30 protein-coding genes are annotated in these 24,699 nt (G+C 73.7%); 29 read left to right on the top strand and 1 reads right to left on the bottom strand.

The window, feature by feature from the left end; translation table 11 throughout:
* Positions 1–340: 340 nt before the first annotated feature.
* The 5 genes from ACYVID_RS16860 to csrA are packed head-to-tail and all read left to right on the top strand — an operon-like array spanning position 341 to position 3,914.
* Positions 341–853 carry a flagellar protein FlgN gene (locus tag ACYVID_RS16860; protein WP_460739038.1) on the top strand — a complete coding sequence of 171 codons (513 nt, stop codon included), beginning with the start codon at positions 341–343 and terminating at the stop codon, positions 851–853.
* A 4-nt stretch (positions 854–857) separates the two neighbouring features.
* Positions 858–2,252, top strand: a complete 1,395-nt coding sequence (flgK, locus tag ACYVID_RS16855; protein WP_460739037.1) for a flagellar hook-associated protein FlgK — start codon at positions 858–860, stop codon at positions 2,250–2,252.
* Entirely contained in the window at positions 2,252–3,139 is an 888-nt protein-coding gene (gene flgL, locus ACYVID_RS16850; protein WP_460739035.1) for a flagellar hook-associated protein FlgL, read from the top strand. The genes flgK and flgL overlap by 1 nt, the downstream gene beginning before the upstream one ends.
* On the top strand, positions 3,136–3,639 hold the full coding sequence (gene fliW / locus ACYVID_RS16845; RefSeq protein WP_460739033.1) for a flagellar assembly protein FliW: 504 nt from the start codon (positions 3,136–3,138) through the stop codon (positions 3,637–3,639). Before flgL ends, fliW begins: the two co-directional genes overlap by 4 nt.
* Positions 3,640–3,677: 38 nt before the next feature.
* Positions 3,678–3,914, top strand: coding sequence for a carbon storage regulator CsrA (gene csrA, locus ACYVID_RS16840; protein WP_460739031.1), 237 nt, complete (start codon positions 3,678–3,680; stop codon positions 3,912–3,914).
* Between the two features lie 304 nt (positions 3,915–4,218).
* On the opposite strand, the gene ACYVID_RS16835 is transcribed toward csrA, so the two are convergent.
* Positions 4,219–5,271, bottom strand: a complete 1,053-nt coding sequence (locus ACYVID_RS16835; protein WP_460739029.1) for a protein-glutamate methylesterase/protein-glutamine glutaminase — start codon at positions 5,269–5,271, stop codon at positions 4,219–4,221.
* 148 nt (positions 5,272–5,419) lie between these two features.
* On the opposite strand from ACYVID_RS16835, the gene ACYVID_RS16830 reads away from it, so the two are divergent.
* The 24 genes from ACYVID_RS16830 (at position 5,420) to ACYVID_RS16715 (ending at position 24,676) form a co-directional block, all read left to right on the top strand.
* Positions 5,420–6,313: a CheR family methyltransferase gene (locus ACYVID_RS16830; RefSeq protein WP_460739027.1), complete on the top strand. Its 894-nt coding sequence runs from the start codon at positions 5,420–5,422 to the stop codon at positions 6,311–6,313.
* 1 nt (position 6,314) lies between these two features.
* On the top strand, positions 6,315–6,698 hold the full coding sequence (locus tag ACYVID_RS16825) for a response regulator (protein WP_460739025.1): 384 nt from the start codon (positions 6,315–6,317) through the stop codon (positions 6,696–6,698).
* Positions 6,695–7,159: a chemotaxis protein CheX gene (locus tag ACYVID_RS16820; RefSeq protein WP_460739023.1), complete on the top strand. Its 465-nt coding sequence runs from the start codon at positions 6,695–6,697 to the stop codon at positions 7,157–7,159. The genes ACYVID_RS16825 and ACYVID_RS16820 overlap by 4 nt, the downstream gene beginning before the upstream one ends.
* A 51-nt stretch (positions 7,160–7,210) precedes the next feature.
* The gene (locus tag ACYVID_RS16815) at positions 7,211–7,582 is read left to right on the top strand and encodes a response regulator (protein ID WP_460739021.1); all 372 of its coding nucleotides are present in this window, start codon (positions 7,211–7,213) and stop codon (positions 7,580–7,582) included.
* Positions 7,579–8,094, top strand: a complete 516-nt coding sequence (locus tag ACYVID_RS16810) for a hypothetical protein (protein WP_460739019.1) — start codon at positions 7,579–7,581, stop codon at positions 8,092–8,094. The genes ACYVID_RS16815 and ACYVID_RS16810 overlap by 4 nt, the downstream gene beginning before the upstream one ends.
* A 276-nt stretch (positions 8,095–8,370) precedes the next feature.
* Positions 8,371–8,769, top strand: a complete 399-nt coding sequence (flgB, locus tag ACYVID_RS16805) for a flagellar basal body rod protein FlgB (RefSeq protein WP_460739017.1) — start codon at positions 8,371–8,373, stop codon at positions 8,767–8,769.
* A complete protein-coding gene (locus ACYVID_RS16800; RefSeq protein ID WP_460739015.1) occupies positions 8,769–9,158 on the top strand; it encodes a flagellar basal body rod protein FlgC in 390 nt (129 codons plus the stop codon). Before flgB ends, ACYVID_RS16800 begins: the two co-directional genes overlap by 1 nt.
* A complete protein-coding gene (gene fliE / locus ACYVID_RS16795; protein ID WP_460739013.1) occupies positions 9,155–9,514 on the top strand; it encodes a flagellar hook-basal body complex protein FliE in 360 nt (119 codons plus the stop codon). The genes ACYVID_RS16800 and fliE overlap by 4 nt, the downstream gene beginning before the upstream one ends.
* The gene (gene fliF / locus ACYVID_RS16790; RefSeq protein WP_460739011.1) at positions 9,514–11,079 is read left to right on the top strand and encodes a flagellar basal-body MS-ring/collar protein FliF; all 1,566 of its coding nucleotides are present in this window, start codon (positions 9,514–9,516) and stop codon (positions 11,077–11,079) included. The genes fliE and fliF overlap by 1 nt, the downstream gene beginning before the upstream one ends.
* A complete protein-coding gene (fliG, locus tag ACYVID_RS16785) occupies positions 11,079–12,107 on the top strand; it encodes a flagellar motor switch protein FliG (protein WP_460739009.1) in 1,029 nt (342 codons plus the stop codon). The genes fliF and fliG overlap by 1 nt, the downstream gene beginning before the upstream one ends.
* A 4-nt stretch (positions 12,108–12,111) precedes the next feature.
* The gene (locus ACYVID_RS16780) at positions 12,112–12,807 is read left to right on the top strand and encodes a FliH/SctL family protein (RefSeq protein ID WP_460739007.1); all 696 of its coding nucleotides are present in this window, start codon (positions 12,112–12,114) and stop codon (positions 12,805–12,807) included.
* Positions 12,804–14,207: a FliI/YscN family ATPase gene (locus ACYVID_RS16775; RefSeq protein WP_460739005.1), complete on the top strand. Its 1,404-nt coding sequence runs from the start codon at positions 12,804–12,806 to the stop codon at positions 14,205–14,207. Before ACYVID_RS16780 ends, ACYVID_RS16775 begins: the two co-directional genes overlap by 4 nt.
* Positions 14,204–14,671 (top strand): flagellar FliJ family protein, encoded by a 468-nt coding sequence (locus tag ACYVID_RS16770; RefSeq protein ID WP_460739003.1) that lies wholly within the window; start codon positions 14,204–14,206, stop codon positions 14,669–14,671. Before ACYVID_RS16775 ends, ACYVID_RS16770 begins: the two co-directional genes overlap by 4 nt.
* Complete coding sequence (locus ACYVID_RS16765; RefSeq protein WP_460739001.1) at positions 14,668–15,657, top strand: transglycosylase SLT domain-containing protein; 990 nt, start codon at positions 14,668–14,670, stop codon at positions 15,655–15,657. Before ACYVID_RS16770 ends, ACYVID_RS16765 begins: the two co-directional genes overlap by 4 nt.
* Entirely contained in the window at positions 15,657–17,189 is a 1,533-nt protein-coding gene (locus ACYVID_RS16760) for a flagellar hook-length control protein FliK (RefSeq protein WP_460738999.1), read from the top strand. The genes ACYVID_RS16765 and ACYVID_RS16760 overlap by 1 nt, the downstream gene beginning before the upstream one ends.
* A 10-nt stretch (positions 17,190–17,199) precedes the next feature.
* Positions 17,200–17,682: a flagellar hook assembly protein FlgD gene (locus tag ACYVID_RS16755; RefSeq protein WP_460738998.1), complete on the top strand. Its 483-nt coding sequence runs from the start codon at positions 17,200–17,202 to the stop codon at positions 17,680–17,682.
* A 12-nt stretch (positions 17,683–17,694) separates the two neighbouring features.
* Entirely contained in the window at positions 17,695–18,549 is an 855-nt protein-coding gene (locus ACYVID_RS16750) for a flagellar hook-basal body complex protein (RefSeq protein WP_460738996.1), read from the top strand.
* A 124-nt stretch (positions 18,550–18,673) separates the two neighbouring features.
* Positions 18,674–19,036 (top strand): flagellar FlbD family protein, encoded by a 363-nt coding sequence (locus tag ACYVID_RS16745; protein ID WP_460738994.1) that lies wholly within the window; start codon positions 18,674–18,676, stop codon positions 19,034–19,036.
* Positions 19,033–19,806, top strand: coding sequence for a motility protein A (locus ACYVID_RS16740; RefSeq protein ID WP_460738992.1), 774 nt, complete (start codon positions 19,033–19,035; stop codon positions 19,804–19,806). Before ACYVID_RS16745 ends, ACYVID_RS16740 begins: the two co-directional genes overlap by 4 nt.
* 1 nt (position 19,807) lies before the next feature.
* A complete protein-coding gene (locus ACYVID_RS16735; protein ID WP_460738990.1) occupies positions 19,808–20,863 on the top strand; it encodes a flagellar motor protein MotB in 1,056 nt (351 codons plus the stop codon).
* Positions 20,860–21,303, top strand: a complete 444-nt coding sequence (locus ACYVID_RS16730) for a flagellar basal body-associated FliL family protein (protein WP_460738988.1) — start codon at positions 20,860–20,862, stop codon at positions 21,301–21,303. Before ACYVID_RS16735 ends, ACYVID_RS16730 begins: the two co-directional genes overlap by 4 nt.
* Positions 21,304–21,523: 220 nt before the next feature.
* Positions 21,524–22,669, top strand: coding sequence for a flagellar motor switch protein FliM (locus ACYVID_RS16725; protein ID WP_460738986.1), 1,146 nt, complete (start codon positions 21,524–21,526; stop codon positions 22,667–22,669).
* On the top strand, positions 22,666–23,568 hold the full coding sequence (fliN, locus tag ACYVID_RS16720; protein ID WP_460738984.1) for a flagellar motor switch protein FliN: 903 nt from the start codon (positions 22,666–22,668) through the stop codon (positions 23,566–23,568). The genes ACYVID_RS16725 and fliN overlap by 4 nt, the downstream gene beginning before the upstream one ends.
* Positions 23,569–23,590: 22 nt before the next feature.
* On the top strand, positions 23,591–24,676 hold the full coding sequence (locus ACYVID_RS16715) for a FliO/MopB family protein (protein ID WP_460738982.1): 1,086 nt from the start codon (positions 23,591–23,593) through the stop codon (positions 24,674–24,676).
* Positions 24,677–24,699 lie beyond the last annotated feature (23 nt).

Raw genomic sequence — 24,699 nt, 5'->3', positions numbered from 1 at the left:
CGAGCATCGTCGAGGCCTTCCGGTTGGGCAGCTTGGTCGCTCCCGATCCTGGAGGGCCTCGACCCCATTCACCCCGACCGCGTCATGCCAAGTCGCTCACCCACTCCCACCGCAGGTACGAAGAGCCCCCAAAGGGGCTAGACCAGCGGGACTTTCGGCTCCGTCCGGACACGTGTCCCACGGAAGCGTTTGCACAGAGCCTCCACGCGGGTCCTGAGCGTGGAATCCCCCCTTGGGACCTGCCACGGGCCGTCGAGGAGCTCCGGCGAAACGTCTCAGGTGGTCTGGTCCCCGGCCGACTGGAGGGTCGGCACCTGCGTGCCGCCACCCAGGACGACGCATGGGGCGTCGTCCACGAGCCGAGTCGGAGTACGCCGTGGAGAAGCTGTGCCTGGTCCTCTGGCGCGAGCGCGAGCTGCTCGACACCCTGCTGTACCGGCTCGAGGTCGAGCAGCTGGTCCTCGCCAGCAACCGCACCGAGCACCTCATGCGTGCCGCGCGTGACGTGGAGGCGGTGCTCGAGACCTTGCGCGAGACCGAGGTGCTGCGCTCGGTCGCCGCGGACGCCGCCGCCGAGGAGGTCGGCTGCGCGCCCAACCCCACGCTGCGCCAGCTCGCCGACGCCGCCCCCGAGCCGTGGTCGACGATCCTGCACGAGCACCGCGAGGCCTTCGCGACCTCGACCCGCCAGATCACCGCGCTCGCCGACTCCAACCGCGACCTGCTCACCCACGGCTACCGCCAGGCCCGCGAGGCGCTGGCCGGCCTGGGCGAGACCACCGAGGGCTACAGCCCCGACGGCAGCGCCGTCGGGGCCGCACCCGTGGCCCGGCTCTTCGACAGCAGCCTCTGAGCCCGTGTCCGGCACCCTGTCCTCCCTCAACACCGCGCTCAGCGCGCTGAGGTACAACCGCGTCGCGATGGACGCGGCCAGCCACAACATCGCCAACGTCTCGACCGAGGGCTACAACCGCCGTCGGGTCGACGGCGAGTCGCTGGGCGCCCCGACGGTGCCGGCCCGCTGGTCGCGCTACGAGGGCGCGGGCGCCGGCGCGGGCGTCCGGACGGCCGGGATCACCCGGATGAACGACGCACTGCTCGACGCGCGGTCGCGCACCGAGCACTCCTCGCTCTCCTACCTCCAGCTGCGTGCGACCGCGCTGGCCCGGATGGAGAGCGGCGTGGGTGAGCCGGGTGACGCCGGCGTCTCCGCGGCCCTCGCCGACTTCCGCTCCGCGTGGCAGGACGTCGCCAACGACCCCGCCGGTGCCGCGGCCCGCGGCCAGGTGCTGGCCCGCGCGGAGGCCCTCGCCGCCGCCTTCTCGTCCCAGTCGGCCAACGTCGCCGCGGAGACCGCCACCCAGCGCCTCTCGCTCCAGGGCACGGTCAGCGAGGTCAACACCCTCGCCGTCGAGCTCGCCGAGACCAACCGGGCGCTCGCGACCGCCAAGCTCGACGGCGTCGACACCAGCGACCTGGCCGACCAGCGCGACCTGCTCGGCCAGCGGCTGGCCCAGCTCACCGGTGGGGTCGGCCTCGTGCAGCCGGACGGGGCCCTGAACGTCGACGTCGCCGGCGTCGCGCTCGTCTCGGGCATCACCGCCGGCCGGCTGGAGATCACCACCGGCGTCACGCCCACCGGCGGGTCCGACGGCCAGCCCGTGACCCTGTCCGTCACCACCGGCGTCACCACGACGCCCCTCACGGCCGGGGTGCGCGGCGAGGTCGGTGCGTCCACGGACCTGCTCAACACCACGCTGCCGGCGTACGCCGCCGGGCTGGACGCGGTCGCCAAGGACCTGGCCGACACGGTCAACGCCGCCCACACGGCCGGCTTCGACAAGGACGGCAACCCGGGGCTGGCGTTCTTCACCTACGACCCCACCAACCCGGCGGCCAGCCTGACCGTCAACGTCACGAACCGCCAGGTCGCGGCGTCGTCGTTGCCGGGAGGTGCGCTCGACGGCAGCACCGCCGACGCGATCGGGACGGCCGGCACCGCGGAGGGTGCTTACCAGCGCCTGGTCAACGGCTTCGGCACCGAGGTCGCCTCGGCCCAGCGGCTGGTCCGCACCCAGTCCCTCCTCACCAACCAGGTCGACGCCGCGCGCGAGCAGCTCTCCGGGGTCAACCTCGACGAGGAGACGGTCGCGATGCTCACCGCGCAGCGTGCCTACGAGGCCGCCGCGCGCGTCATGTCGGTGATGGACTCCGTCCTCGACACGCTCATCAACAGGACAGGAGTCGGCTGATGGTGATGATCCGGGTCACCCAGAACATGGTCGTGGGGCGGTCGCTGACCTCCCTGCAGGCCGGGCTCGACCGCCTCGCCCAGACCCAGGAGAAGCTCTCGACGGGCAAGAACCTCAACCGGCCCTCGGACTCCCCCACCGACGCGACGACGTCGATGAAGATCCGCGTGCAGGTCGCCCAGACCCAGCAGCACGTGCGCAACGCGCAGAACGGGCTGGGCTGGCTCGACGTCACCGACACCACCCTGCAGGGCATGGCCGACAACCTGCGCCGGGTCAGCGAGCTGGCGCTCCAGGGCGCCAACGCCTCCATCACCGGCACCACGAGCGCCGCGCTGGCCACCGAGGTCGCCCAGATCCGCGAGGGCCTCCTGGCCCAGGCCAACACCACCTACCTCGACCGGCCGATCTTCGGCGGGGTCACCTCGGGCAGCCAGGCCTTCGACGCCACCGGCGCCTACGTCGGCGTCGACGCCCCCGTGGAGCGCAGCGTCGCCGATGGCGTGAAGGTGCGCATCGACATCAGCGGCACCGACGTCGTCGGACCCAACGGGGCCAGCCTCTTCGACGACCTCACCGCCCTCGAGAACGCCCTGCGCACCGGCGACAAGACGGCGGTCCAGGCCGGCATCGCCGCGATCAACGCCCGTCAGAAGCAGGTCAGCAACGCCCAGGCCGCCGTGGGTGCCGCCTACAACCGGGTCGACTCCGCCGAGCGCAAGGGCCAGGACGCCCTGGTCACCCTGCGCTCGGCCCTCTCCGAGGTCGAGGACACCGACCTCCCCAAGGCGATGGTGGACCTTCAGATGCACGAGGTCGCCTACCAGGCGGCCCTCGCCTCCACCGCGCGCGTCATGCAGCCGAGCCTCGTGGACTTCCTGCGATGATCGCCACCGAGACCAGGGATCCTGCCGCCCACCCCGCAGCCGAGGAGCACCGCAGCCAGATGACCGAGCCCCCGTCCGGCCCGTCGGAGAACGGCTCGTCCGCCGAGTCCGTCGCGGCCGACCTGCCCGTCATCGAGCTGGTCCACCCGATGCCCGGGTTCCCCGCCCACCGCCGCTTCGCGCTCGTGCGCCTCGACGAGGACGGCGTCCTCTGCGCCCTGCGCTCCCTCGACGACCCCGACCTGCGCTTCCTCGTCGTGCCCCCGCACGCGTTCTTCCCCGAGTACGCCCCCGTCATCGACGACGCTACGGCCTCCGAGCTCGGCGTCACCCGGGCCGAGGACGTGCTGCTGCTGAGCGTGCTCACCGCCGGCCCGAGCCTGGCCGACACCACGGCCAACCTGCTCGCCCCCGTGCTCGTCAACACCCACACCCAGCGGGCCTGCCAGGTCGTCCTCGACGACCCGGCACTGTCCACCCACACGCCGCTCGTGGCCTGAACGCCACGAGGGAGAGTTACGCCGGGTAGCGTTGCCCCATGCTGGTCCTGAGCCGCCGCGTCGGTGAGAGCGTCGTCATCGGCGACGACATCACCGTGACGGTGCTCGAGGTCCGCGGCGACGTCGTGCGCATCGGCATCGACGCCCCCCGCTCGGTCGCGGTCAACCGCGCCGAGCTCCTGGCCGAGGTCGCCAACACCAACCAGGCCGCCTCCTCCCCCGCCGAGGACGCCGTCGCCAGCCTCGCCGAGGCCCTCCGCAAGCGCGGCAGCTAGCCAGCACGAGCGCCGACCCACCGTCACATCAGCGCCGAGTCACCGCCCACGACCGCGCCCACGAGCGACCCGGAGGCGTCGGTCGGGCCCTCGCGCGACCGAGTCGGCGGACTGACGGGGGCGATCGGACGGGCGCCCCCGGAGGAGCGTGGTTGGGTCTGGCGGCCCGTTCGTGAGGTACGAGCGAGCGGGCTGGTAGCGACGAAGGGGGCGCCCGTCCGATCGCCCCCGGCAGGGAGCCGACGCCTCCGCGCGAGGGCCCGACCGGCGCCGACCACCCACGACCGACCCCGACAGACAGACCTCAGCCGACCGGCAGGGCCCCCGCCAGCACGCTGAGCCGCGGCGCGATCTCCTCCAGCGGGAGCACCTCGTGGGCCAGCCCCGCGCCGGCGACGGCACCCGGCATGCCCCAGACGACCGAGGTGGCCTGGTCCTGCACGACGACCCGTCCGCCCTTGTCGACCACGACCCGGGCCCCCTCGAGGCCGTCGGAACCCATGCCGGTCAGGACGAGGCAGAGCACGCCGGGACCGTAGAGCTCGGCGGCCGAGCGCAGCAGCGGGTCGGCGGCCGGGCGGCAGAAGTTCTCCCGTGGGCCCTGGTCCAGGGCGGCCCGGACGACGCCCGCCGACCGCGTGACCCGGAGGTGGAAGTCGCCGGGCGCCACGAGGACCTCGCCGCGGCGTACGACGTCGCCGTCGGAGGCCTCGCGCACCGACAGCGGCGAGACCCGGTCGAGGCGGTCGGCGAACTGGGCGGTGAAGACCGGCGGCATGTGCTGGGTGACGAGCACGGGCAGGGCGAAGGTGGCCGGCAGCCCGGCCAGCACCTTCGACAGCGCGTCCGGTCCGCCGGTGGAGCAGGCGATGACGAGGACCTCGGGCTGGGTGCGCACCGGGGGCGTGGCCCGCGGCCGGGGCACGGCAGCAGGCGCGGCGGCGGAGATGCGTCGGGCGGCGGTGAGCGCCTTGACCCGGGGCAGCAGCTCGTCCCGGACGATGTCGAGGGCATCGGCGAAGGAGGTCGCACCGGTGGGCTTCGCGACGTAGTCGCTGGCCCCGTTGGAGAGGGCGTGCAGCGTGGCGCTGGCCCCCTTCTCGGTCAGCGTGCTGAACATGATGACCGGCAGCCGCGGGTGCCGGGCACTGATCTCCTTGACCGCGCCGAGCCCGTCGAGGCGGGGCATCTCCACGTCGAGGGTGACGACGTCGGGCTTGAGCACGTCGACCTTCTCGATCGCGTCGAGACCGTCGACGGCGGTGCCGACGACCTCGATCTCGGGGTCGGAGGCAAGCACGTTGCTGATCAAGCGACGCAGCACGGCCGAGTCGTCGACCACGAGAGCACGGATCACGAGCGTGACATCGGCATCCCCGGCACCCACGTGAGGCGTCCGCGGGGTCGGTGACCGGGACGGAGCCAGGTCGGGACCTTGGTCCCTGCCGGACTGCACCGGCACGAGAAGCCCTCAGGTCCCCCACCGCCGGGACGATGGGACCGGCGTGATCTCACCCTCCAGCTTCGCCTACGTGGCGGACCTGCTGCGACGAGAGACTGCCATGCTCTGCGAACCGGGCAAGGAGTACCTCGTCGAGGCCAGGTTGCTCCCCCTCGCCCGCGCTGCGGGGACCCCGGATGTCGACTCGTACGTCGCCCGTCTGTCCACCGACATCGCCGAGCGCGCCCGTGCCGTGGACGCGCTGACCATCAACGAGACGTCGTGGTTCCGCGACCTCGCGCCCTACCAGGCCTTCACCGACGCCATGCTTCCCCCGCTCCTGGAGGCACGCAAGCACGTCAAGCACCTGGAGATCTGGTCCGCAGCGTGCTCGAGCGGGCAGGAGGCGTACTCGCTGACCATGCTGCTCAAGGAGCACCTGCCTCCGGGCTGGACGGCCCGCATCCACGCCAGCGACGTGTCCACGTCGATGCTGGAGCGCGTGAAGGCCGGGAGGTACTCCCAGGTCGAGATGAACCGGGGCATGCCGGCGCAGCGCCTGGTCACCTGGTTCACCCGGGTCGGCAACGAGTGGGAGGTCTCCCCCGAGCTGCGCGCGATGGTGACCACCCAGCACCTCAACCTGGCCGCCCCGTTCCCCCCGATGCCGGTCTTCGACATCGTCTTCCTGCGCAACGTGCTCATCTACTTCGACATGGACACCAAGCGCGACATCCTGCGCCGGGTCAGCACGCGCATCTCGCCGGACGGCTTCCTGCTGCTCGGCTCGTCGGAGACCACCTTGGACCTCGACGACGCCTGGACCCGCGAGGCCGCGGGTCGGGTCTGGATGCACCGGCCGCGCGCGGTCGCCCGCCCGACCCTGGCGACCAAGCCCGTGGCAGCACCCGCCGCGACGACCCCGGCCTTCACCGCCCTCAGTCAGACAGGAGCCTGACGTGCACGCCCTCATCATCGACGACTCCCGGACGATGCGGAGCATCCTGCGCCGCATCGTGACCGAGCTGGGCTTCGAGACCACCGAGGCCGGCAACGGCCAGGAGGCCCTCGACCACCTCGAGTCCGGGCTGGTCCCGGACATCTGCCTCATCGACTGGAACATGCCGCTCATGGACGGCTACACCTTCGTCACCCGCGTCCGGGCCGACGAGCGGTGGCGCAACGTGACCTTGATGATGGTCACGACCGAGAGCGAGCACGGCCAGATCGTGCGGGCGCTGGCCGCAGGAGCCCACGAGTACGTCATCAAACCGTTCACGCCCGACGCCATCATCGAGAAGATGGAGCTCCTCGGGCTCGTCGCCCAGGAGGTCCCGGCATGACCGTCACCATGGAGCCGTCCCTCGGGGACGTGCACGCCGTCGTCGAGGAGGTGTGGTCGAGCTTCCTCGGAGCCGAGGACCCGATCCTGCCGCTGCCCACGCCGCTGCCGCCCGGGGGCTGGTCGGCCGCCATCACCGTCAGCGGCGGGTGGGACGCCCAGGTCACGGTCCAGCTGACCGACCCGGGCGCGGTCCACGTCACCTCCACGATGCTGATGTGCAGCGAGGAGGACTGCACCGACGAGGACCTGCGCGACGCCCTGGGCGAGCTGGTCAACATGGTCGGCGGCAACATCAAGAGCCTCATGGCCGGCGCCGCCGTGCTGTCGCTGCCGCTGGTCGGTCACGGGGACATCTCCCCCGGCTCGCACCTGCTCGAGGTCTGCCGCCTCGACCTCACCTGGCGCGGGGAGCCGGTCGTCGTGACCGTCCACACGCCCCCTCCCCCTGCCGTCGCCTGACGTCAGCTCACCGATCCCCCGACCTGCACGCCCCGAGCTAGGAGCACCCCGATGAAGATCCTCGTCGTCGACGACAGCCGCGTGATGCGCCAGATCGTCATCCGCACCCTGCGCCAGTCCGGCCACGCCGGCCACGACATCGTCGAGGCCGAGAACGGTCGCGAGGGCCTGGAGGCCGTCCAGCGCGAGGCCCCGGACCTGGTCCTCTCGGACTGGAACATGCCGGAGATGAGCGGCATCGACTTCCTCACCACGCTGCGCGCCTCGGGCGGGACGGTGCCGTTCGGCTTCGTCACCTCCGAGGGCTCTGCTGCCATGCGAGCCCAGGCCGAGGCGGCGGGGGCGGCCTTCCTCATCGCCAAGCCTTTCACCCCCGAGGTCTTCGACGAGGCCCTCGGCACGGTGCTCGGGGCGAGCACGTGAGCCAGCCCGTCATGAAGGCTCCGGACCAGGCACAGCCGGTGCACCTGCCGGCACCCAAGGAGATCCGCGACCTGCTCGGGGACCTCCTGGACCGCGACGTCACGCTCAAGCCCGGGCCGCCGTTCGCGGTGAACGCCCACTACCCGGCGAGCATCGCGCAGTTCGTCGACGACTCCCTCGTGGTGCGCGCGGTGGTCGCCTTCGACCTCCCCTTGTCGGCGCACGCGGGGGCCGCTCTCGCCCTGGTGCCCTCCAGCGGCGCCGAGCAGGCCATCGAGGACGGCGCCCTGCCCGGGACGATGGCCGAGGGCCTCGCCGAGGTGTTCAACGTCTTCTCGGCGGTCTTCAACGTCGAGGGCGCCGCCCACCTCCGGCTCTACTCCGCGCAGACCGCCGGCCAGGAGCTCCCGGTCGACGCGCGCATCCGCACCCAGATCCTCGGCCGCAGGGCCGACTTCCACGTGGACGTCGCGGGCTACGGCTCCGGTCGGGTGGCCGTGGTCCTCACCTGAGCGACCCCCGTCACCGGGCGTCGCTCCCGACGGACCCCTGCGACACCACACGCAAGACCCCCCGGCCCCTCCGGTCCGGGGGGTCTCGTGCGTCCCCGGACCAGCCGGGCTACCCGTGACTAGTCCACCTGGGGGGTATGTCACGGTCGAAGGCCCACCGCGGGGGAAAGCGCTCAGGTGCCCCGCGGACGAGCCGATCAGCCACCTCGAGCACGGAACGCTCACCCCTTCCGCCGACGGACCGGCAGCCACCTCGCACCAGCGTGAGGAGTAGTCGTGTCCGTCCCGTCGTACGCGGTCTCCGACTCCGTGTCGGCCGTCCTGGGCTTCGCCCTGGACGGACTGTCGCAGCGTCAGAACACCATCGCCGACAACCTGGCCAACATCGACACCCCCGGCTTCCGCGCGACGGCTGTCGACTTCGAGTCCGTGCTCCGTTCCGCCATCGGCGGCCCCGGTGGGGCCCCCAGCGCGGAGGGCGCCATGGCACGCCGCCTCGGCGGCGCCGCGCCGATGGAGCTGGACGCCAACACCCCGGTCGGTGAGAACGGCAACAACGTCGACCTCCGCAAGGAGACCCTCGCCGCGATGCAGTCGCAGTTCATGTACCAGATGGTCGCCCGGGCGGTGACCGACCGGTTCGCCCTGGTCAAGACCGTCGCCGGGGCCGTGTGATGGGCGCCTTCGACTCCCTGCGCATCGCCGGCTCCGGCCTGGGCATGCACCAGACCTGGCTGGACGCGCTGGCGCACAACATCGCCAACGTCGGCACCGTGCGCGGCACGGACCAGGACGCCTTCCAGGCCCAGCTGGTGGTCGCGGAGTCCCGCGACGACGGCGGGGTCCGGGTGCGCGAGGTCGCGCTCAGCGACGCCGAGGGCCGCCTGACCTACCAGCCGGACCACCCGTTGGCCGACGAGGAGGGCTACGTGCGCCTGCCCGACATGGACATGTCGGACCAGATGTCGGAGCTGATCATGGCCCAGCGCGGCTTCCAGGCCTCCGCCCAGGTGACCAAGTTCGCGCAGGACACCTACTCCACCGCGGTCGGGATCGGCCGATGAGCGTCAGCGGCATCGAGGGCATGAGCGGCTTCACGCCGTACGTCCCGCCGACCGTCCCCAGCGCGCCCCCGTCGGCGCCCGAGATCGGCGGCATCGGCGGGGTCGGCGGCACCGGGAGTGCCGGGCGCTCTTCCGGACCCGACTTCGGCGAGCTCGTGCTCGACGGCCTGGACCGCCTCGACGGCGTCCAGAAGACCGCCGACCAGCTCTCCGTGCAGGCCGCCACCGGTGACCTGCAGAACCTCCACGACTACACGATCGCCGCCACCCAGGCCGCGGTCACCACCCAGGTCACCGTCGCGGTCCGCAACAAGGCGGTCGAGGCGTTCACCGAGATCATGCGGATGCAGGTCTGATGCGCGACGTCCTCACGCGGTCGATGAACCGCCACCGTTCCACGTTCCAGCAGTTCACCGCCGGCCAGAAGGTCGTCGCGATCATCGGCACCGCCGCGCTGCTGCTGGGCGGCTTCATGGTCTTCCGCTGGGCCTCGGCCCCGACCTACGCCCCGCTCTTCTCCAACCTCGCGCCCGCCGACGCCTCGGCGGTCGTGGAGGAGCTGGAGGCGCAGGGCATCGGCTACGAGCTGGCCGACGGCGGCGGCACGATCATGGTGCCGCGCGACGTGGTCCACAGCACCCGGATCACGCTGTCGGGCGAGGGCCTGCCGACGGCCAGCGAGGGCGGCTACTCCATCCTCGACGACCAGGGCATCTCCACCTCGGAGTTCAAGGAGCAGACCGACTTCAAGCGGGCCATGGAGGGCGAGCTCGCCTCGACCATCAAGGCCATCGACGGCGTCGACGGCGCGGTCGTCCACCTCGCGATCCCGCAGAAGGACGTCTTCACCGACGAGCAGCAGCCGGCGACCGCCTCGGTCCTCGTGCAGACCAACCCGGGCAGCACCCTCGCGCCCGAGCAGGTCCAGGCGGTCGTCCACCTCGTCGCCTCCAGCATCGACGGCCTGGACCCCGACAACGTCACCGTCGCCGACTCCAGCGGGCAGGTGCTCTCCTCCCCCGGCGGCAGCACCTCGGCCGTGGCGACCGAGCGCACCCAGCAGACCGAGGCCTACCAGGACCAGCTCCGGGCGCGGCTCCAGGCGATGCTCGACCGGGTCGTGGGCCCGGGCAACTCCACGGTGCAGGCCACCGTCGAGCTCGACTTCGACAAGGCGATCACCGAGACCACCGACTACCGCGCCGACGAGGAGGTCCCCGCGCTGCAGGAGTCGCTCTCGAGCGAGACCTACTCCGGCGCCGGTGCCGCCGAGGGCGTCGGCGGAGTCGTCGGCGTCGACCAGGGCACCGACACCGGTGCCGGCGCCGCCGGCGACAGCGCGTACAACAACTCCTCCAGCTCGCGCACCAACGGCGTCGACACCGTCGTGGAGACCCGCGAGACCGCACCCGGCTCGGTCAAGAAGCTCAACGTCGGCGTCGTCCTGGACACCAACACGACCCAGGGCGTCTCCGCGACCGACGTGCGCACCCTCATCGCCGACGCGATCGGCATCGACGGCCGGCGCAACGACAGCATCCGCGTCGTCACGATGCCCTTCGACCGCAGCGGCGAGGAGGCCGTGGCCGCCGAGCTCGAGGCCGCGGCGGCCGCCGAGGCCGCCGCCGCCCGGGCCGACCTGATCGAGAAGGGCGCGCTGGTCGGCGCGGTCCTGCTGGTCCTGCTGCTGGCCATGCTCTCGGCCCGCCGCCGCAACAAGAAGCGCGAGCAGGCCACGACGTACGTCGTCGAGCAGCTGCGCCAGGAGCGCCAGGCCATCGAGGCGCCCGCCGCCGCCCTGGCGCTGGCCGAGGCCGAGCACATCGAGGAGTCCAACGTGCGTGAGGAGCTCAGCGCCCTGATCGAGCGCCAGCCCGACGACGTCGCCGCCCTGCTCCGCGGCTGGCTGGTGGAGCGTTGATGAGCACGATGGTCAAGGGCGGGCCGATCCAGGCCCTCGGCGCCCGCAAGGCCGCGATCCTGCTCGTCCAGCTGGGCAAGAGCCAGGCGGCGAAGGTGCTGAGCGCGCTCGACGAGCACGAGGTCGAGGCGATCACCGCCGAGATCGCGATGCTGGACTCGGTCAGCGTCGCGGAGTCCGAGGCCGTCGCCCTGGAGTTCCGCGACATGCTGATGGCCCGCGAGCACATGGCCCGCGGCGGCCTCGGGTTCGCCCAGGCACTGCTGGAGCAGTCGCTCGGCCCCGAGCGCGCCGCCCAGATCATCGAGCGGCTGCACGCCGCCGCGGTGCAGATGCCCTTCCAGTTCCTGCACCAGGCCGACCCCGCCCAGCTGCGCTCGTTCATCGTCGAGGAGCACCCCCAGGTGATCGCGCTGGTCCTGGCGCACATGACCCCCGACAAGGCCTCGCTGCTGCTCTCCGGGCTGCCGGCCGAGCAGCAGGCGCAGGTCGCGCACCGGATCGCGGTCATGGACCGCACGTCGCCGGACATCGTCAAGGCGGTCGAGAGCACCCTGGAGCGCAAGCTCTCCTCGATGCTCCAGCCGCAGGACATGTCGCGCGTCGGCGGGCTGGACCAGATGGTCAACATCATCAACTGCTCCGACCGCTCGACCGAGCGCTCGATCGTCGAGGGCCTCGAGGCGCTCGACCCGGCGCTGGCCGAGGAGGTCAAGAGCCGGATGTTCATGTTCGAGGACATCACCAGCCTCGACGACCGCTCGGTGCAGCAGGTGCTGCGCCAGGTCGAGGTCTCCTCGCTGGCCCTGGCGCTCAAGGGCGTCTCGCAGGCCGTGCGGGAGAAGATCACGCGCAACCTGTCCAGCCGTGCCGCCGAGGGCCTCGTGGAGGAGATCGACCTGCTCGGGCCGGTCCGCCTCTCCCAGGTCGAGGAGGCCCAGCAGGCCATCATCCGCACGATCCGCCAGCTCGAGGAGCGCGGCGAGATCATGATCCGACGCGGGGGCGACGTTGAGTTCGTCGACTGAGAGCGTGCTGGCCGACCTCGACGGGCGCGTGCTCCGGGGGGAGCAGGCGGCGGCCGTCGGGCTGCTGAGCACCCCCGAGCTGCGCACCGGCACCTGGACCCGCTTCGGCGGGGAGCGCGGGCTGGGCGACCCGGTCACCGAAGAGGTCCTCTCGGGGCTCGCCGAGACCACCCGGGCCGCCGCGCGCGCCCAGGGCTACGCCACCGGCTGGGCCGAGGGTCGCCGAGAGGCTGCCACCGAGGCCGCCGCCCAGCGCGCGGAGCTGGAGCAGGCCCATCGCGAGGCCGAGGCCCGCCGCGAGGCCGAGCACCGGGCCGCGGTCGAGGGCCTGGCGCGTGCCGCCGCCGCCCTGCAGCAGCAGGTCGCGGCCACGACCGCCGAGGTCGAGGAGCACGCGCTCGGGCTGGCCCTCGAGCTCACCGAGACCCTGGTCGGCCACGAGCTGGCCACGGCCGCCGACCCGGTCGGCGACGTCGTACGCCGGGCGCTGGCGGTCCTGCCGCAGGGCCTGCCCGTGACGGTGCGGCTCGCGCCGTCGGTGGCGGGCGAGGCCGGTGTGTCGACCCTGCGCGAGCAGGGCGTCACCGTGGTGGCCGACCCCGCTCTGGACCCGCACGACGCGCTCGTCGAGTCCACCGTCGAGGCCGTCGACCTGCGGATCCGCAGCGCCCTCGACCGGGTCCGCGAGGTGCTCTCGTGAGCGCCCTCCCCCTGTCCGGCCTGCCCGGCGCTGGCGCCGGCTCGGGCGCCGCCCGCGCCCAGGCTGCGCTCGCCGCACACCGCTCGCGCGCCCTGGCCGCCGTCCGTCCGCTCGGCCTGGGCCGGATCTCGGAGATGGTCGGCCTGCACCTGCAGGTCACCGGCCTGCGCGCCGCCGTCGGCGACCTGCTGGAGGTCCAGGCGACCCCGCCGGTCCTGGTCGAGGTCGTCGCCTCCAGCACCGAGGGCCTGGTCTGCCTGCCGCTGGGCCGGCTGACCGGCATCCAGGTCGGGGCCTACGTCCGCCACACCGGTGGCCCGCTGAAGATCCGCGTCGGCGAGGCCCTGCGTGGCCGCGTGCTCGACGGCCTCGGTCGCCCGATCGACGGTGGTCCGCACCTCGGTTCACTGGCCGGCATGTCGCTGGTCGACGTCGACGGCAACGCCCCGGACGCCCTGTCCCGCCCGACGATCAGCCGCCAGCTCGGCCTGGGCGTGCGCGCCCTGGACTCCTTGGTCCCCTGCGGCCGCGGCCAGCGCATCGGCATCATGGCCGGCTCGGGCGTCGGCAAGTCCAGCCTGCTGTCGATGATCGCCCGCGGCACCGACGCCGAGGTCTCGGTGATCGCCCTGGTCGGCGAGCGTGGTCGCGAGGTCCGCGAGTTCATCGAGAACGACCTCGGCCCCGAGGGCCTGGCCCGCTCGGTCGTCGTGGTCGCCACCTCCGACGCCCCGCCCGTGGAGCGCGTCCGCTCCGCCTTCGTCGCCACCCGGATCGCGGAGTCCTTCCGCGACGCCGGCCGCGACGTCGTGCTGATGATGGACAGCCTCACCCGGGTCTCGATGGCCCAGCGCGAGATCGGCCTGTCGGCCGGTGAGCCGCCGACGACCCGCGGCTACCCGCCCAGCGTCTTCACCCTGATGCCCCGGCTGCTCGAGCGCGCCGGTACCTCGGCCACGGGCTCGATCACCGGCCTCTACACCGTGCTGGTGGAGGGCGACGACCTCCAGGACCCGATCGGGGACACCGCCCGCTCGATCCTCGACGGGCACGTCGTCCTCACCCGCCGCCTCGCCACCGCCGGCCACTTCCCCTCGATCGACGTCCTGGAGTCCATCTCGCGCGTCACCGGTGCCGTGACCACCCCCGAGCAGCGCGCCGACGCGGTCGCGCTGCGGCGGATGATGGCCGCGCACCGCGACGTCAAGGAGCTCGTCGAGATCGGCGCCTACGTCTCGGGCACCGACCCCGAGGCCGACCGTGCCATCGCGCGGATGCCGCGCATCGACGCCTTCCTGCGCCAGTCCATGGACGACCAGACCCCCGTCGCCGACACGTGGGCCGACCTGCACGTGCTGGTCGCCGACGGCCCCGCAGCCCTCCCGGGGGCGGGCCGATGAGCCGGCGTACCCACCCCGCCGACCGCGGCCTGGCCGCCGTCGCCCGCGTCCGCGAGGTCCGCGAGCACGACAGCCGACTCGGCCTGGTCGAGGCGCTGCGCGACCTGCGCGCCCACGAGGCCCGGGTCGCCGGCCTCGAGGACTCGCTGCGGCGGCACTCGGCCTTCGTCTCCGGCGACGCCGCGACCTTCGTGGCGCTGCGCGAGTCGTTGACCGCGCTCCGCGAGAGCCTGGTCGGAGAGCACGCCCGCCTCTCGGTCGCCCGGACGGTCGCGATGGACGCCGACGCCCGCTGGCAGGCCGACCGCTCGCGCCTCGGCGCGGTCGAGGGGCTGCTGGAGCGCCGGGCCGCCGAGCGCCGCACCGAGCGCCGCCGCGCCGAGGACCGCGACCTCGACGAGGTCGCCTCGCAGGGCTGGCTGCGACGCAGCCGGACCGCCGAGGTCCACGGGGGTGCGGCATGAGCATCGGTGCCGTCGAGGCCCGGATCGCGCAGATCCAGGGCGAGCTCCAGCGCCTGAGCCCCACCGCGCCCATGAACGGGGCGGTCTTCGCCCAGATGATGTCGGGCGCCACCGCGGCCTACGCCCCCGGCACCGCCAGTGCCACCGGCTCGCCGAGCGCGGGCACGGGCTCGGCGGACGCGGTCATCGCGACGGCACGGCAGTACGTCGGCATGCCCTACGTCTGGGGCGGCAGCTCGCCGGCCGACGGCGGCATGGACTGCTCCGGCCTGGTCCAGTACGCGTACGGCCAGCACGGCATCGACCTGCCGCGCGTCTCGGCCGACCAGGCCCGCGCGGGCAGCCCGGTCGCCTCGATGGCCGAGGCCCGCCCCGGCGACCTGGTGGCCTGGGACAACTCCGGCCGCAACGTCGGCGCCGACCACATCGCGATCTACCTCGGCGACGGGATGATCCTCGAGGCGCCGCGCACCGGCCTGGACATCCGGGTGATCAGCATCGAGGACTCCGGCCACGGCACCCCCGACTTCGTCCGTCGTGTCCTCCCGGACGCCCCGGTGGGGGGTGTCTCCCCGGTGGGCGCCCCGACCACCTCGTCGCGGGTCTCCGGCGTCCCCTTCGCCGACCTCTTCAACGCCGCCGGCGCCCAGCACGGCGTCGACCCGGTGCTGCTGGCCGCCATGGCCCGCACCGAGAGCAGCTTCGACCCCTCGGCCGTCAGCCCCGCCGGCGCCCAGGGACTCATGCAGCTGATGCCGGGCACCGCCAAGGGCCTCGGCGTCACCGACCCCTTCGACCCGGTGCAGTCCGTGCAGGGCGCCGCGCAGCTGATGCGCGACCTGCTCGACCGCTTCGGCCGGGTCGACCACGCGCTCGCCGGCTACAACGCCGGGCCCGGCGCGGTCCTGCGGTACGACGGGATCCCGCCGTACGCCGAGACCCAGGGCTACGTGTCCAAGATCCTCGCCCTGGTCCAGGGGGCCTGATGACCATCGCACCGCTCCCGACCCCTGTCGCGACCACTCCGTCCGCCGGCCCCTCCGGCTCCGGCTCGTCCGCCCTTGGCGCCGGCGCGGGCTCCACCGGCTCCACGGGCTCCAGCGCCGACATCTTCGCGACCCTGGTGGAGGCCGTGCTGGGCGCCACGACCGACGTCGCCGACGGCACCGCTCCGCCCGACCCGGGCGCAGCCCCCGGAGGCATCGCGACCTCGGACGGCGCCGGCACCGACGTGGCCGAGGTCCCCGAGGAGGCCGCCTCGGCTGCCACGGCGAGCACCGCCGAGGGCGCGGCCGCAGCCGCCGCCCTCGCCGGGGCGGTCGCCACGGCCGTACCCCTGCCGGTCGCCGCGCCCGCCCTCGCCGCCGCCCTCGGCCTCTCCCCGCTCGCCGCACCCGCGGCCGCCGACGCGGTCGCCGTCGCGACGGCAGAGGTGGCAGAGGTGCCTGCCTCCGCTGCCGGACCCGCCGGTGCCGTGGCCGTCCCGGTCGACGGGACGGCGGCCGCGGGAGCCCCGACCGCCCAGGAGCAGCTGCTCCCGACCGCGGCCGAGGGCGCGACCCCCGCCTCCGCGGGACTCGAGCCGGTCGACCCGGCGCCGCTCGCCGCACCTGCCGGCACCGCAGCCAGCGGGGCCGACGGGACCGAGGGCGGCTCCTCCGCCGGCACCGCGGACCAGGCACCGCTGCCCACGGGCCAGCCGGGCACCCACGCGGGCACCGACGCGGACGCCGACCCCGGCCGGTCCGGCCACGACGCCCGCGGGGCCCGCGACGTCGAGACCTCGACCGGCGCCGCGGCAGGCACGGCCGCGGGCACGGCGGGCCGGGCGTCCGAGCCCCGCTCCACCGAGCCGGGCCCCACCATGGTCCAGAGCGCCCAGGCCACACAGTCGACCCAGGCCACCCAGGCGAGCCAGGCCACCCCGGCCGTCGACGCCACCCAGGCGACCCGCGCGACCGAGGCCCAGCCCACGACCCAGGTCACCCGCAGCGCGGCCGCCCAGGTCGTGCCCGAGCTGACCCGGCTCGTGCACGCCGGCCCCGGCACGCACCGGATGGTGCTGCGCCTGGACCCCGAGCACCTCGGCGACGTCCGGATCACCCTGACCGTCCACCCGGGCGGCGTACGGGTCCGGATGGCGACCGGCAGCGAGGACGCCCGCGTGGCGCTGAGCGACGGCCTGCCCGAGCTCCAGCGTGCGCTCGGCGCCGCCGCCGGCCGACCCGCCGGCGAGACCCAGGTCGCGGTGCTCCACCAGCCCGCGGGCCAGCAGCAGCCCCACCAGGGCGCGTACGACGGCGGCGCACCGTCGTCGCAGCCCGACGCCGGCCAGGCGTCGGACCACCAGACCCCCGGCGACCGGCCCCAGGCCGGCGACCGGGACGCAGGGCGACCCGCACGGACGCAGGTCGACACCACCGCCAGGGACGGCAGCCAGGGCGCGGGGACCCCCCGCCCGGCCGACCCGCTCACGTCGTCCCGCGGCCCTGCCGCGCGGCTCGACGTGAGCATGTGAGGAGGACCCGATGACCATCCCAGCCACCGAGGCTGTGACGGCCAGCGGACTGGCGGGCTTCATGCCCGGCAGTGCGGCTGCGGCGACCGACGAGAGCAAGGAGATGTTCCTGCAGCTCATGGTCGCCCAGCTGAGGTACCAGGACCCGATGAACCCGGCCGACTCCAGCGAGTTCCTCTCGCAGAACGCCCAGTTCACGGCCCTGGAGAAGATGCAGGACGTCGCCGACCAGACGGCGATGGTGCTCGGGGCCACGATGGCCTTCGGCGCCAGCTCGCTGGTGGGCCGCGACGTCGCCTACACCCTCGACGACGGCACGCAGGGCACCGGAGCGGTGCAGGGCGTGACCTTCGGCGCCACCGGACCGGTGCTCGACGTCGACGGTGTCGACGTGCCGCTCGCCTCGGTCCTCTCCGTCACCGGGTCCGGCGCCAGCGCCGGTCCCTCCTCCGCCACCCCGTCCACCGGCTCGACGTCGTCGACCGACTCCTGAGAGGCACCCACCATGCTCCGCTCGCTCTTCGCCGGCATCTCCGGCCTCCGCGTCAACCAGACCATGCTCGACGTCACGGGCAACAACATCGCCAACGCCAACACCACCGGCTACAAGGCCAGCACCACCGTCTTCCAGGACACCCTGAGCCAGATGATGGCCGGCGGCACGGCCGAGAACGCCGAGCGCGGCGGCACGAACCCCGTCCAGGTCGGCCTGGGTGTCCAGCTCGCCGCGACGTCGACCAACTTCGGCCAGGGCTCGGCCCAGATGACCGGGCGCAACACCGACCTGATGCTGCAGGGCGACGGGTTCTTCGTCGTCCAGCGCGGCAACGAGCAGATGTACACCCGCGCCGGTGCCTTCACCTTCGACGAGACCGGCACGCTGGTCACCAACTCCGGTGCCCGGGTGCAGGGCTACAACATCAACCCCGACGGCACCACCGACATGTCGGCGCTGGTCGACATCACGATGAATCCCGCCGTCATCACCCCGCCGCTGGCCGGCGCCACGCTCAACTCCTTCAGCTTCGGCTCCGACGGCACCCTGCGCGGTGTCTTCTCCGACGGCGTCCAGCGCGACATGGGTCGTCTGGCCCTCGTGGACTTCAACAACCCGATGGGCCTGGAGAAGATCGGCGAGACCGCCTTCCGCGCCTCGGCGAACTCCGGCGCCCCCATCCCCGGCGTCCCCGGCGAGGGCGGCAACGCGACCGTCATGGCCGGTGCGCTGGAGATGTCCAACGTGGAGCTGGCCTCCGAGTTCACCAACCTGATCCTGGCCCAGCGCGGCTTCCAGGCCAGCTCGCGGGTCATCACGACCTCCGACCAGGTGCTCGAGGAGCTCGTCAACATCAAGCGCTGAGCCCGCCGCGCGACTGCAGACCGAGGCCGTCGGTCCCGACTCCTCAGGTGTCGGGACCGGCGGCCGATCTTCTCCTCCGACGGCCACGGACGGCTGTCGGACCCGCACAAGGATGGTGCATCCCATGATCTCGCTGACCCGACTCTCGGGGTCCGTGTTCGCCCTCAACGCCGACCTCATCGAGCGCATCGACAGCACGCCGGACACGGTGATCACGCTGGTCGACGGCAAGAAGTACGTCGTCGCGGAGCCGCTGCGCGAGGTGATGGCCACGATCCTGCGCCACCGCGCGGAGGTCGTCGCACTCTCCGGGCACATCCACGTCGGTGAGCTGCTGCTCCCGCGTGACCCGCACGACGCCCTGCACGCCCAGCCGGCGCTCGCCTCGCTGCTGGACCTGCAGCAGGCCCGTCCGACGCTCAGCGTCGTCGACGCCGGCTACGCGGCCGCCACGCGCGGCTCCGAGGGGGAGGTGACGCCGCGATGAAGGACATCTCGACCGCGCTGGGCGTGGTGGGTGGCTTCGGCATCGTCGTCACCGCCAACATCCTCGAGGGCGGCAACCCGATGTCGATGCTGCTGCTGCCGCCGATGCTGCTGGTCTTCGGCACCTCGATCCTCGTGACGATCGCGGGCGGGACGCTCCCCGACGCCAAGGCGGCCGTCAAGGCCTTCGGCCGCGCCTTCATGGGCAGCGCGCAGACCTCCGGCGCCGACGCCGTGCCGCAGATCGTCTCCCTGGCCGACCGGGCCCGCCGCGAGGGCCTGCTCGCCCTGGAGGACATGGTCCGCGACATGGACGACCCGTTCCTGGCCAAGGGCGTGACCCTCGCCATCGACGGCACCGACCCCGAGGAGGTCCGCGAGATCCTCGAGTCCGAGGTCGCGGCCAAGAAGCGGGCCGACAAGCAGTCGGCGAAGTTCTACGCCGACGCCGGCGCCTACGCCCCCACCATCGGCATCGTCGGCACCGTCATGGGCCTCGTGCACGTGCTGGAGAACCTCGCCGAGCCCGAGAAGCTGGGCCACCTCATCGCCGCGGCGTTCCTCGCGACGCTGTGGGGCGTGGCCAGCGCCAACATCATCTTCCTCCCGATCTCCGCCCGCCTGAAGCGGCTCTCCGAGCTCGAGGCCGCCCGCATGGAGCTGGTGATCGAGGGGATCGCAGCCATCCAGGCCGGCGCCAACCCGCGCGTCATCCAGCAGAAGCTGACCTCGCTGCTGCCCGCGGAGGACCAGCTCCCCGAGGCGGCGTGACATGAGCGGTCACGGCGGCGGACGCCGCAAGAAGCACGAGGAGCACGAGGAGCACGAGAACCACGAGCGCTGGCTGGTCAGCTACGCCGACATGGTCACGCTGCTGATGGTGCTGTTCGTGGTCATGTTCGCGATGAGCGCGGTCGACGAGCGGAAGTACGCCGAGCTGAAGGACGGCCTGGCAGCCGGCTTCGGCAACAGCGACGCGCTGCTCAGCGGCAACGAGTCGATCCTCGACTACGCCGGCACCGCGCCGGTCAGCGCGATCGCGCCCCAGGTCAACACCGACGACATGACCCCCGAGCAGCAGCAGGCCGTGGCCGACGCAGTCCAGCAGGCCCAGGCGCTGCAGAACCAGCGCTCGTGGGACGAGGCCACCGCCGAGGCCGAGCGGCTGGAGGAGGTGCGCAGGGACCTCCTCGGCGCCCTGGACTCCCGCGGTCTCGGCGGCGACGTGACGACGTCGTACGACCACCGGGGGCTGGTGGTCAGCCTGGTCTCCCGGCACGTGGTCTTCGAGGCCAACCTCGCCACCCTGAGCGCGCGCGGCCAGCAGGTCGTCGACGCCATCGCGCCGGTGCTGGCCCGGTTGGAGGACGACCTGCAGGTCGACGGGCACACCAACCAGGTGCCGGTGAAGCCGAAGTACTACGACACCGACTGGGACCTCGCCGCGGCCCGGGCCGTGACGGTGCTGCGCCGGCTCGAGGAGCGCCACGGCCTGCCGACAGAGCGGCTGTCGGTCGCCGGCTACGGCTCGACCCGCCCGCTCATCGACCCCGACGAGCCGGGCTCGCAGGAGGTCAACAAGCGGGTGGACATCGTGGTGCTCACCGGCCTGGCCCCCCAGGACGCCGCGCTGCTGCCCGAGGCCGCCGCCTCCCTCGACGAGCTCGCCGGGCTCGCCGGGGAGGGGCTCGAGGACCCCGCGACCGAGGACGGCCGCCAGGGCCGCCGCGGCGCCGACCGCGGGACCGAGACCGACACCGACACCACCGACGAGGAGGGGGCCCAGGCGGCCGCCCTCCGCGACGCCGACCCGGAGGAGAAGCGATGAGCACCACCACGACCGCACCGCCCACGCCCGGCGCCGAGGAGGAGCCGAAGAAGGGCGGGAAGAAGAAGCTCGTCATCGTCGCCGTCCTGGTGCTGGTGCTGGGCGGGGCCGGCTACTGGTTCTTCCTCAAGCCGTCCGGCCCCCCGCCGCCGCCCGAGCCCGGCGAGGTCCTGGTGATGGAGCCGGTCCAGATCAACCTCGAGGGCGGGCACTACCTGCGGATCGGGATCGCCCTGCAGATGACCGCATCGGTGGCCCACGCACCCGACGGCAGCAAGGCCCTCGACGCCGTCATCGACCTCTTCTCCGGCCGGGACATGGCGGAGATCAGCAAGGCCAAGGAGCGCCAGCATCTCAAGGAGGAGCTGATGGAGCACCTGGAGCACGAGTACCACGGGGACGTGATGGGGGTGTACTTCACCGAGTTCGTCACCCAGTAGTCCTACGGACGCGGCGCTGCGCGCCGCAGAGGCTCAGCGCTCGCTTCGCTCGCCGCTCCTGTGTTCCGGTCGACCAGGCTCGCTTCGCTCGCGGTCGACCGGGCCTGCGGCGCTCGAACGGTCGCCGCGTCTAGTCCGAACGGGCCATTTCCACGCCTGAGCCGCGAGCACGGATGCCGCACGGCTCAGGACACCTCCCCGGACGCCGATCGGGGAGGGCGTGAGCCTCCCGTCGAGCCTGCCGGCCAGCACCGGACCGACCTCCGGCGCACGCACCCGCCGTCGCGGTGGCGGCGACGTCGTGCCCTACGACTTCCGCCGACCCATCCAGCTCTCCCGCGAGCACCAGCGGATCCTGCAGCTGGGCTTCGACGGCTTCACGCGCCAGGCGACCACCGTGTTCACCTCCGCGCTGCGCTCGGTGTGCTCGGTCTCGATGCGCACCATCGACCAGCGCTCGTACGCCGAGTACGTCGACTCGCTGGGCCAGCTCACCTACATGACGCTGTTCACGACCGAGCCGATGCCCGGTCGCAGCGTGCTCCACCTGCCGCTGGACGCGGTGATGTCCTGCGTGGACCACATGCTCGGGGGCCCCGGCTCCCCGTCGCAGCCCAACCGCCCGCTGACCGAGATCGAGAGCGGCGTCATCGCCGGCCTCGTGGACCGGCTGCTGCGCGAGATGCGCTACTCGCTGGCCGCGATCGTCGCGATGGACCCCGAGGTCACCGGCGTCGAGTACAGCCCGCAGTTCGCCCAGGTGGCCGGCGCCGCCGACGTCATGGTGGTCATCGAGCTGGAGCTGCGCATCGACGACAGGTCGTTCCCGATGTCGGTGTGCCTGCCCTTCAACGGCCTGCACCCGCACCTGGCGGCCGCCGCGGCCCCGGCCCCCGTGTCCAACCGCGAGCGGGCCCAGCGCGACGAGGCCGCCCAGGTCCTGCAGCGCTCCTTCACCGAGGTGCCCGTCGAGGTCAGCGTCCGCTTCCGCTCCAGCACCGTGGACCCCGCGGTCCTCGCCGGGCTGCGCGTCGGCGACGTGCTCCGCCTGGGACACCCGGCGACCGCCCCGCTCGACGTCACCGTCGACGACGAGGCCTTCGCCCACGCCACCGCCGGCGCCCAGGGGCAGCGGCTGGCCGCGCTCATCGTGGCCGCCCGCCCCGTGGCCGACGCGCCTGCCCCGGTCGCCCCTCCCACGCCGGCCGCTGCGGCCGCCCCCATGACCTCGGTCCTGGACGCGGTGCTCGCCGGCGACGTGCTGGCGCCGGCGTACGACGCCGGGGGTGCCCGGGACCCGTTCGCCGGCGCGCTCGCCGACCACACCGCTCACCCCGCCGCACACCTCACGCAGGAGCTCCGATGACCGCCGCCCCGATCGTCCCCGGACCGCACGACGAGGTCGCCCGCACCGCCGCCGAGGCGCTGGCCGCGCTGCTGCCGGCCTCCGAGCAGCTCGAGGCCGGTGCCGCCCAGCCGGGCACCGAGCACATCACCACCCTCTTCGCCGCCGCCGTGATCGCCGACCTCGGCGGCCCCGTCAGCGGCCGCGTCGGCGTGCTGGTCGCCGACGAGCTCACCGCCGCGCTGTCCAGCAGCCCGATGGGCCAGCTCGACCTGGCCGCGGCCGTGCAGCCCGCGCTCGACGCGGCCGCCGCCGCGCTCGGCGGCACCGCGCAGGCCGGCCGCTCGGTCTCCCTCGACGACGTCGTGACCGACATGGCCGGCGACTTCACCGCCGTCCCGCTCATGGGCAGCACCATCTTGGCCGCCGTGCTGGTGCCCGACACCACGCTCGAGGTCGCTGCCGCTGCCCCTGGCGCCGGCCAGGCCGCCGCGGCCCCGGCGGCTGCCGCCGGCGTCCCCGCGACGCCGGCGACCGCCGAGGCCCGGACCACCGAGGCCCAGGCCGCCCCGGCCGCGAGCGCCGCGACGCCCGCCGGGGTCGAGCAGCACACGCTGCCCCCGGTGCCCGGCCCGCCGGTCGAGGGCAACGTCCGCTCGATCGCCACCGGTCGTCGCGGGATCGAGATGCTCCACGGTGTCGAGATGGAGGTGACCGTCGAGCTGGGCCGCACCCGGATGGCGGTGCGCGACCTGCTCGCCCTGACCCCCGGCGCCGTGCTGGCCCTGGACCGGGCCGCCGGCAGCCCGGCCGACCTGCTGGTCAACGGGCGGCTGATCGCGCGCGGCGAGGTGGTCGTCGTCGACGAGGACTTCGGGCTGCGGATCACCGAGATCCTCGACCAGAGCGCCGCGGTCTGAGCCGCGGGAGGGGGAGAACACCATGGGAGAGCTGCTCGTCCGGATGGTCGTGTCGCTGGCGGTCGTCGTCGGCCTGCTGATCCTGCTCAGCCGGGTCGCCGCGCGTCGGTTCCAGGGCCGGTCCGGCTCCACGATCGAGGTCCTGCACCGCCAGGCCCTCGGCAAGGCCGCCTCGGTCTCGATCGTCTCGGTCGCCGGCCGGGTGCTGGTGCTCGGCACCACCGAGCAGCAGGTCAACGTGCTCACCGAGCTCGACCCCGACGCCCTCGAACCGGCCGCCCCCGGCGAGGGGACCGACGAGGACGCCGACGAGGTCTGGGACGGGGAGGAGCTCGACGCCACGCCCCCCTCCCCCGTCCTGGCCGGCACCCACCGCGGTGGGGCGACCGAGCAGGTCCCCTCGCTGGAGGCCCTGCTCGCCGAGCCCGACCTGGTGACCCTCGAGGAGCTCCTCGGTCGCCCGGCCCCGGTGCACACCGCCCCGACCCACGCGGCCCCGGCCGGTGCTGCGTACGGAGCTGCCCCCGCCGCCACCACCGCCCCCGCTGCCCCGGTCGGCGCAGCCGCCGTCGCGGCCCTCGACGAGGAGGACCCGATCCTCCCCGAGGACCCGTCGTACGCCGCGTTCGCCTCGCAGCTGCGCGCCCAGCTCGCCAGCGGCCAGCTCGCCGACCCCGCGCCCGTCGCGGGCAGCGGCCGGCACGCGGCCCCGGCGCCGGCGCTCGAGCTGCCGCCGGCCGTCACCGGCGGCGCCCGGGCGGCCCGCCCCCTGGCCGCTGCCCCCTACGCCGCTCCGGCCCCTGCCCCGACCCCTGCCCCGGTCGACCCCGCAGCCGCCGCCTCCACCGCCCCGGGCACTGCTGCGATGGCCGCCGACATCGCCGCCCTCCGTGCCGCCCTGCTCGCCGCGCAGCTGCAGGCCGCGAGCCCGGCCCCCGCTGCCCCGGCCGCTCCCGCCGCCCGCCCCTCGCGCGCCGAGCGCCGTGCCGCCCAGGCCCGGACCGCCGCCGCGCTCACCGCCCAGGACCAGGGCGCGCTCGCCGGCTCGGTCCTCTCACCGACCACGTGGAAGCAGGCGTTCCGCGCGGTGAACCGCCGCGCCTCCTGACCCGCCGACCCGTCACTTCCGCA

It is taken from the genome of Nocardioides ginkgobilobae, assembly GCF_054781275.1.
This window is presented reverse-complemented; position numbering and strand designations above follow the sequence as displayed.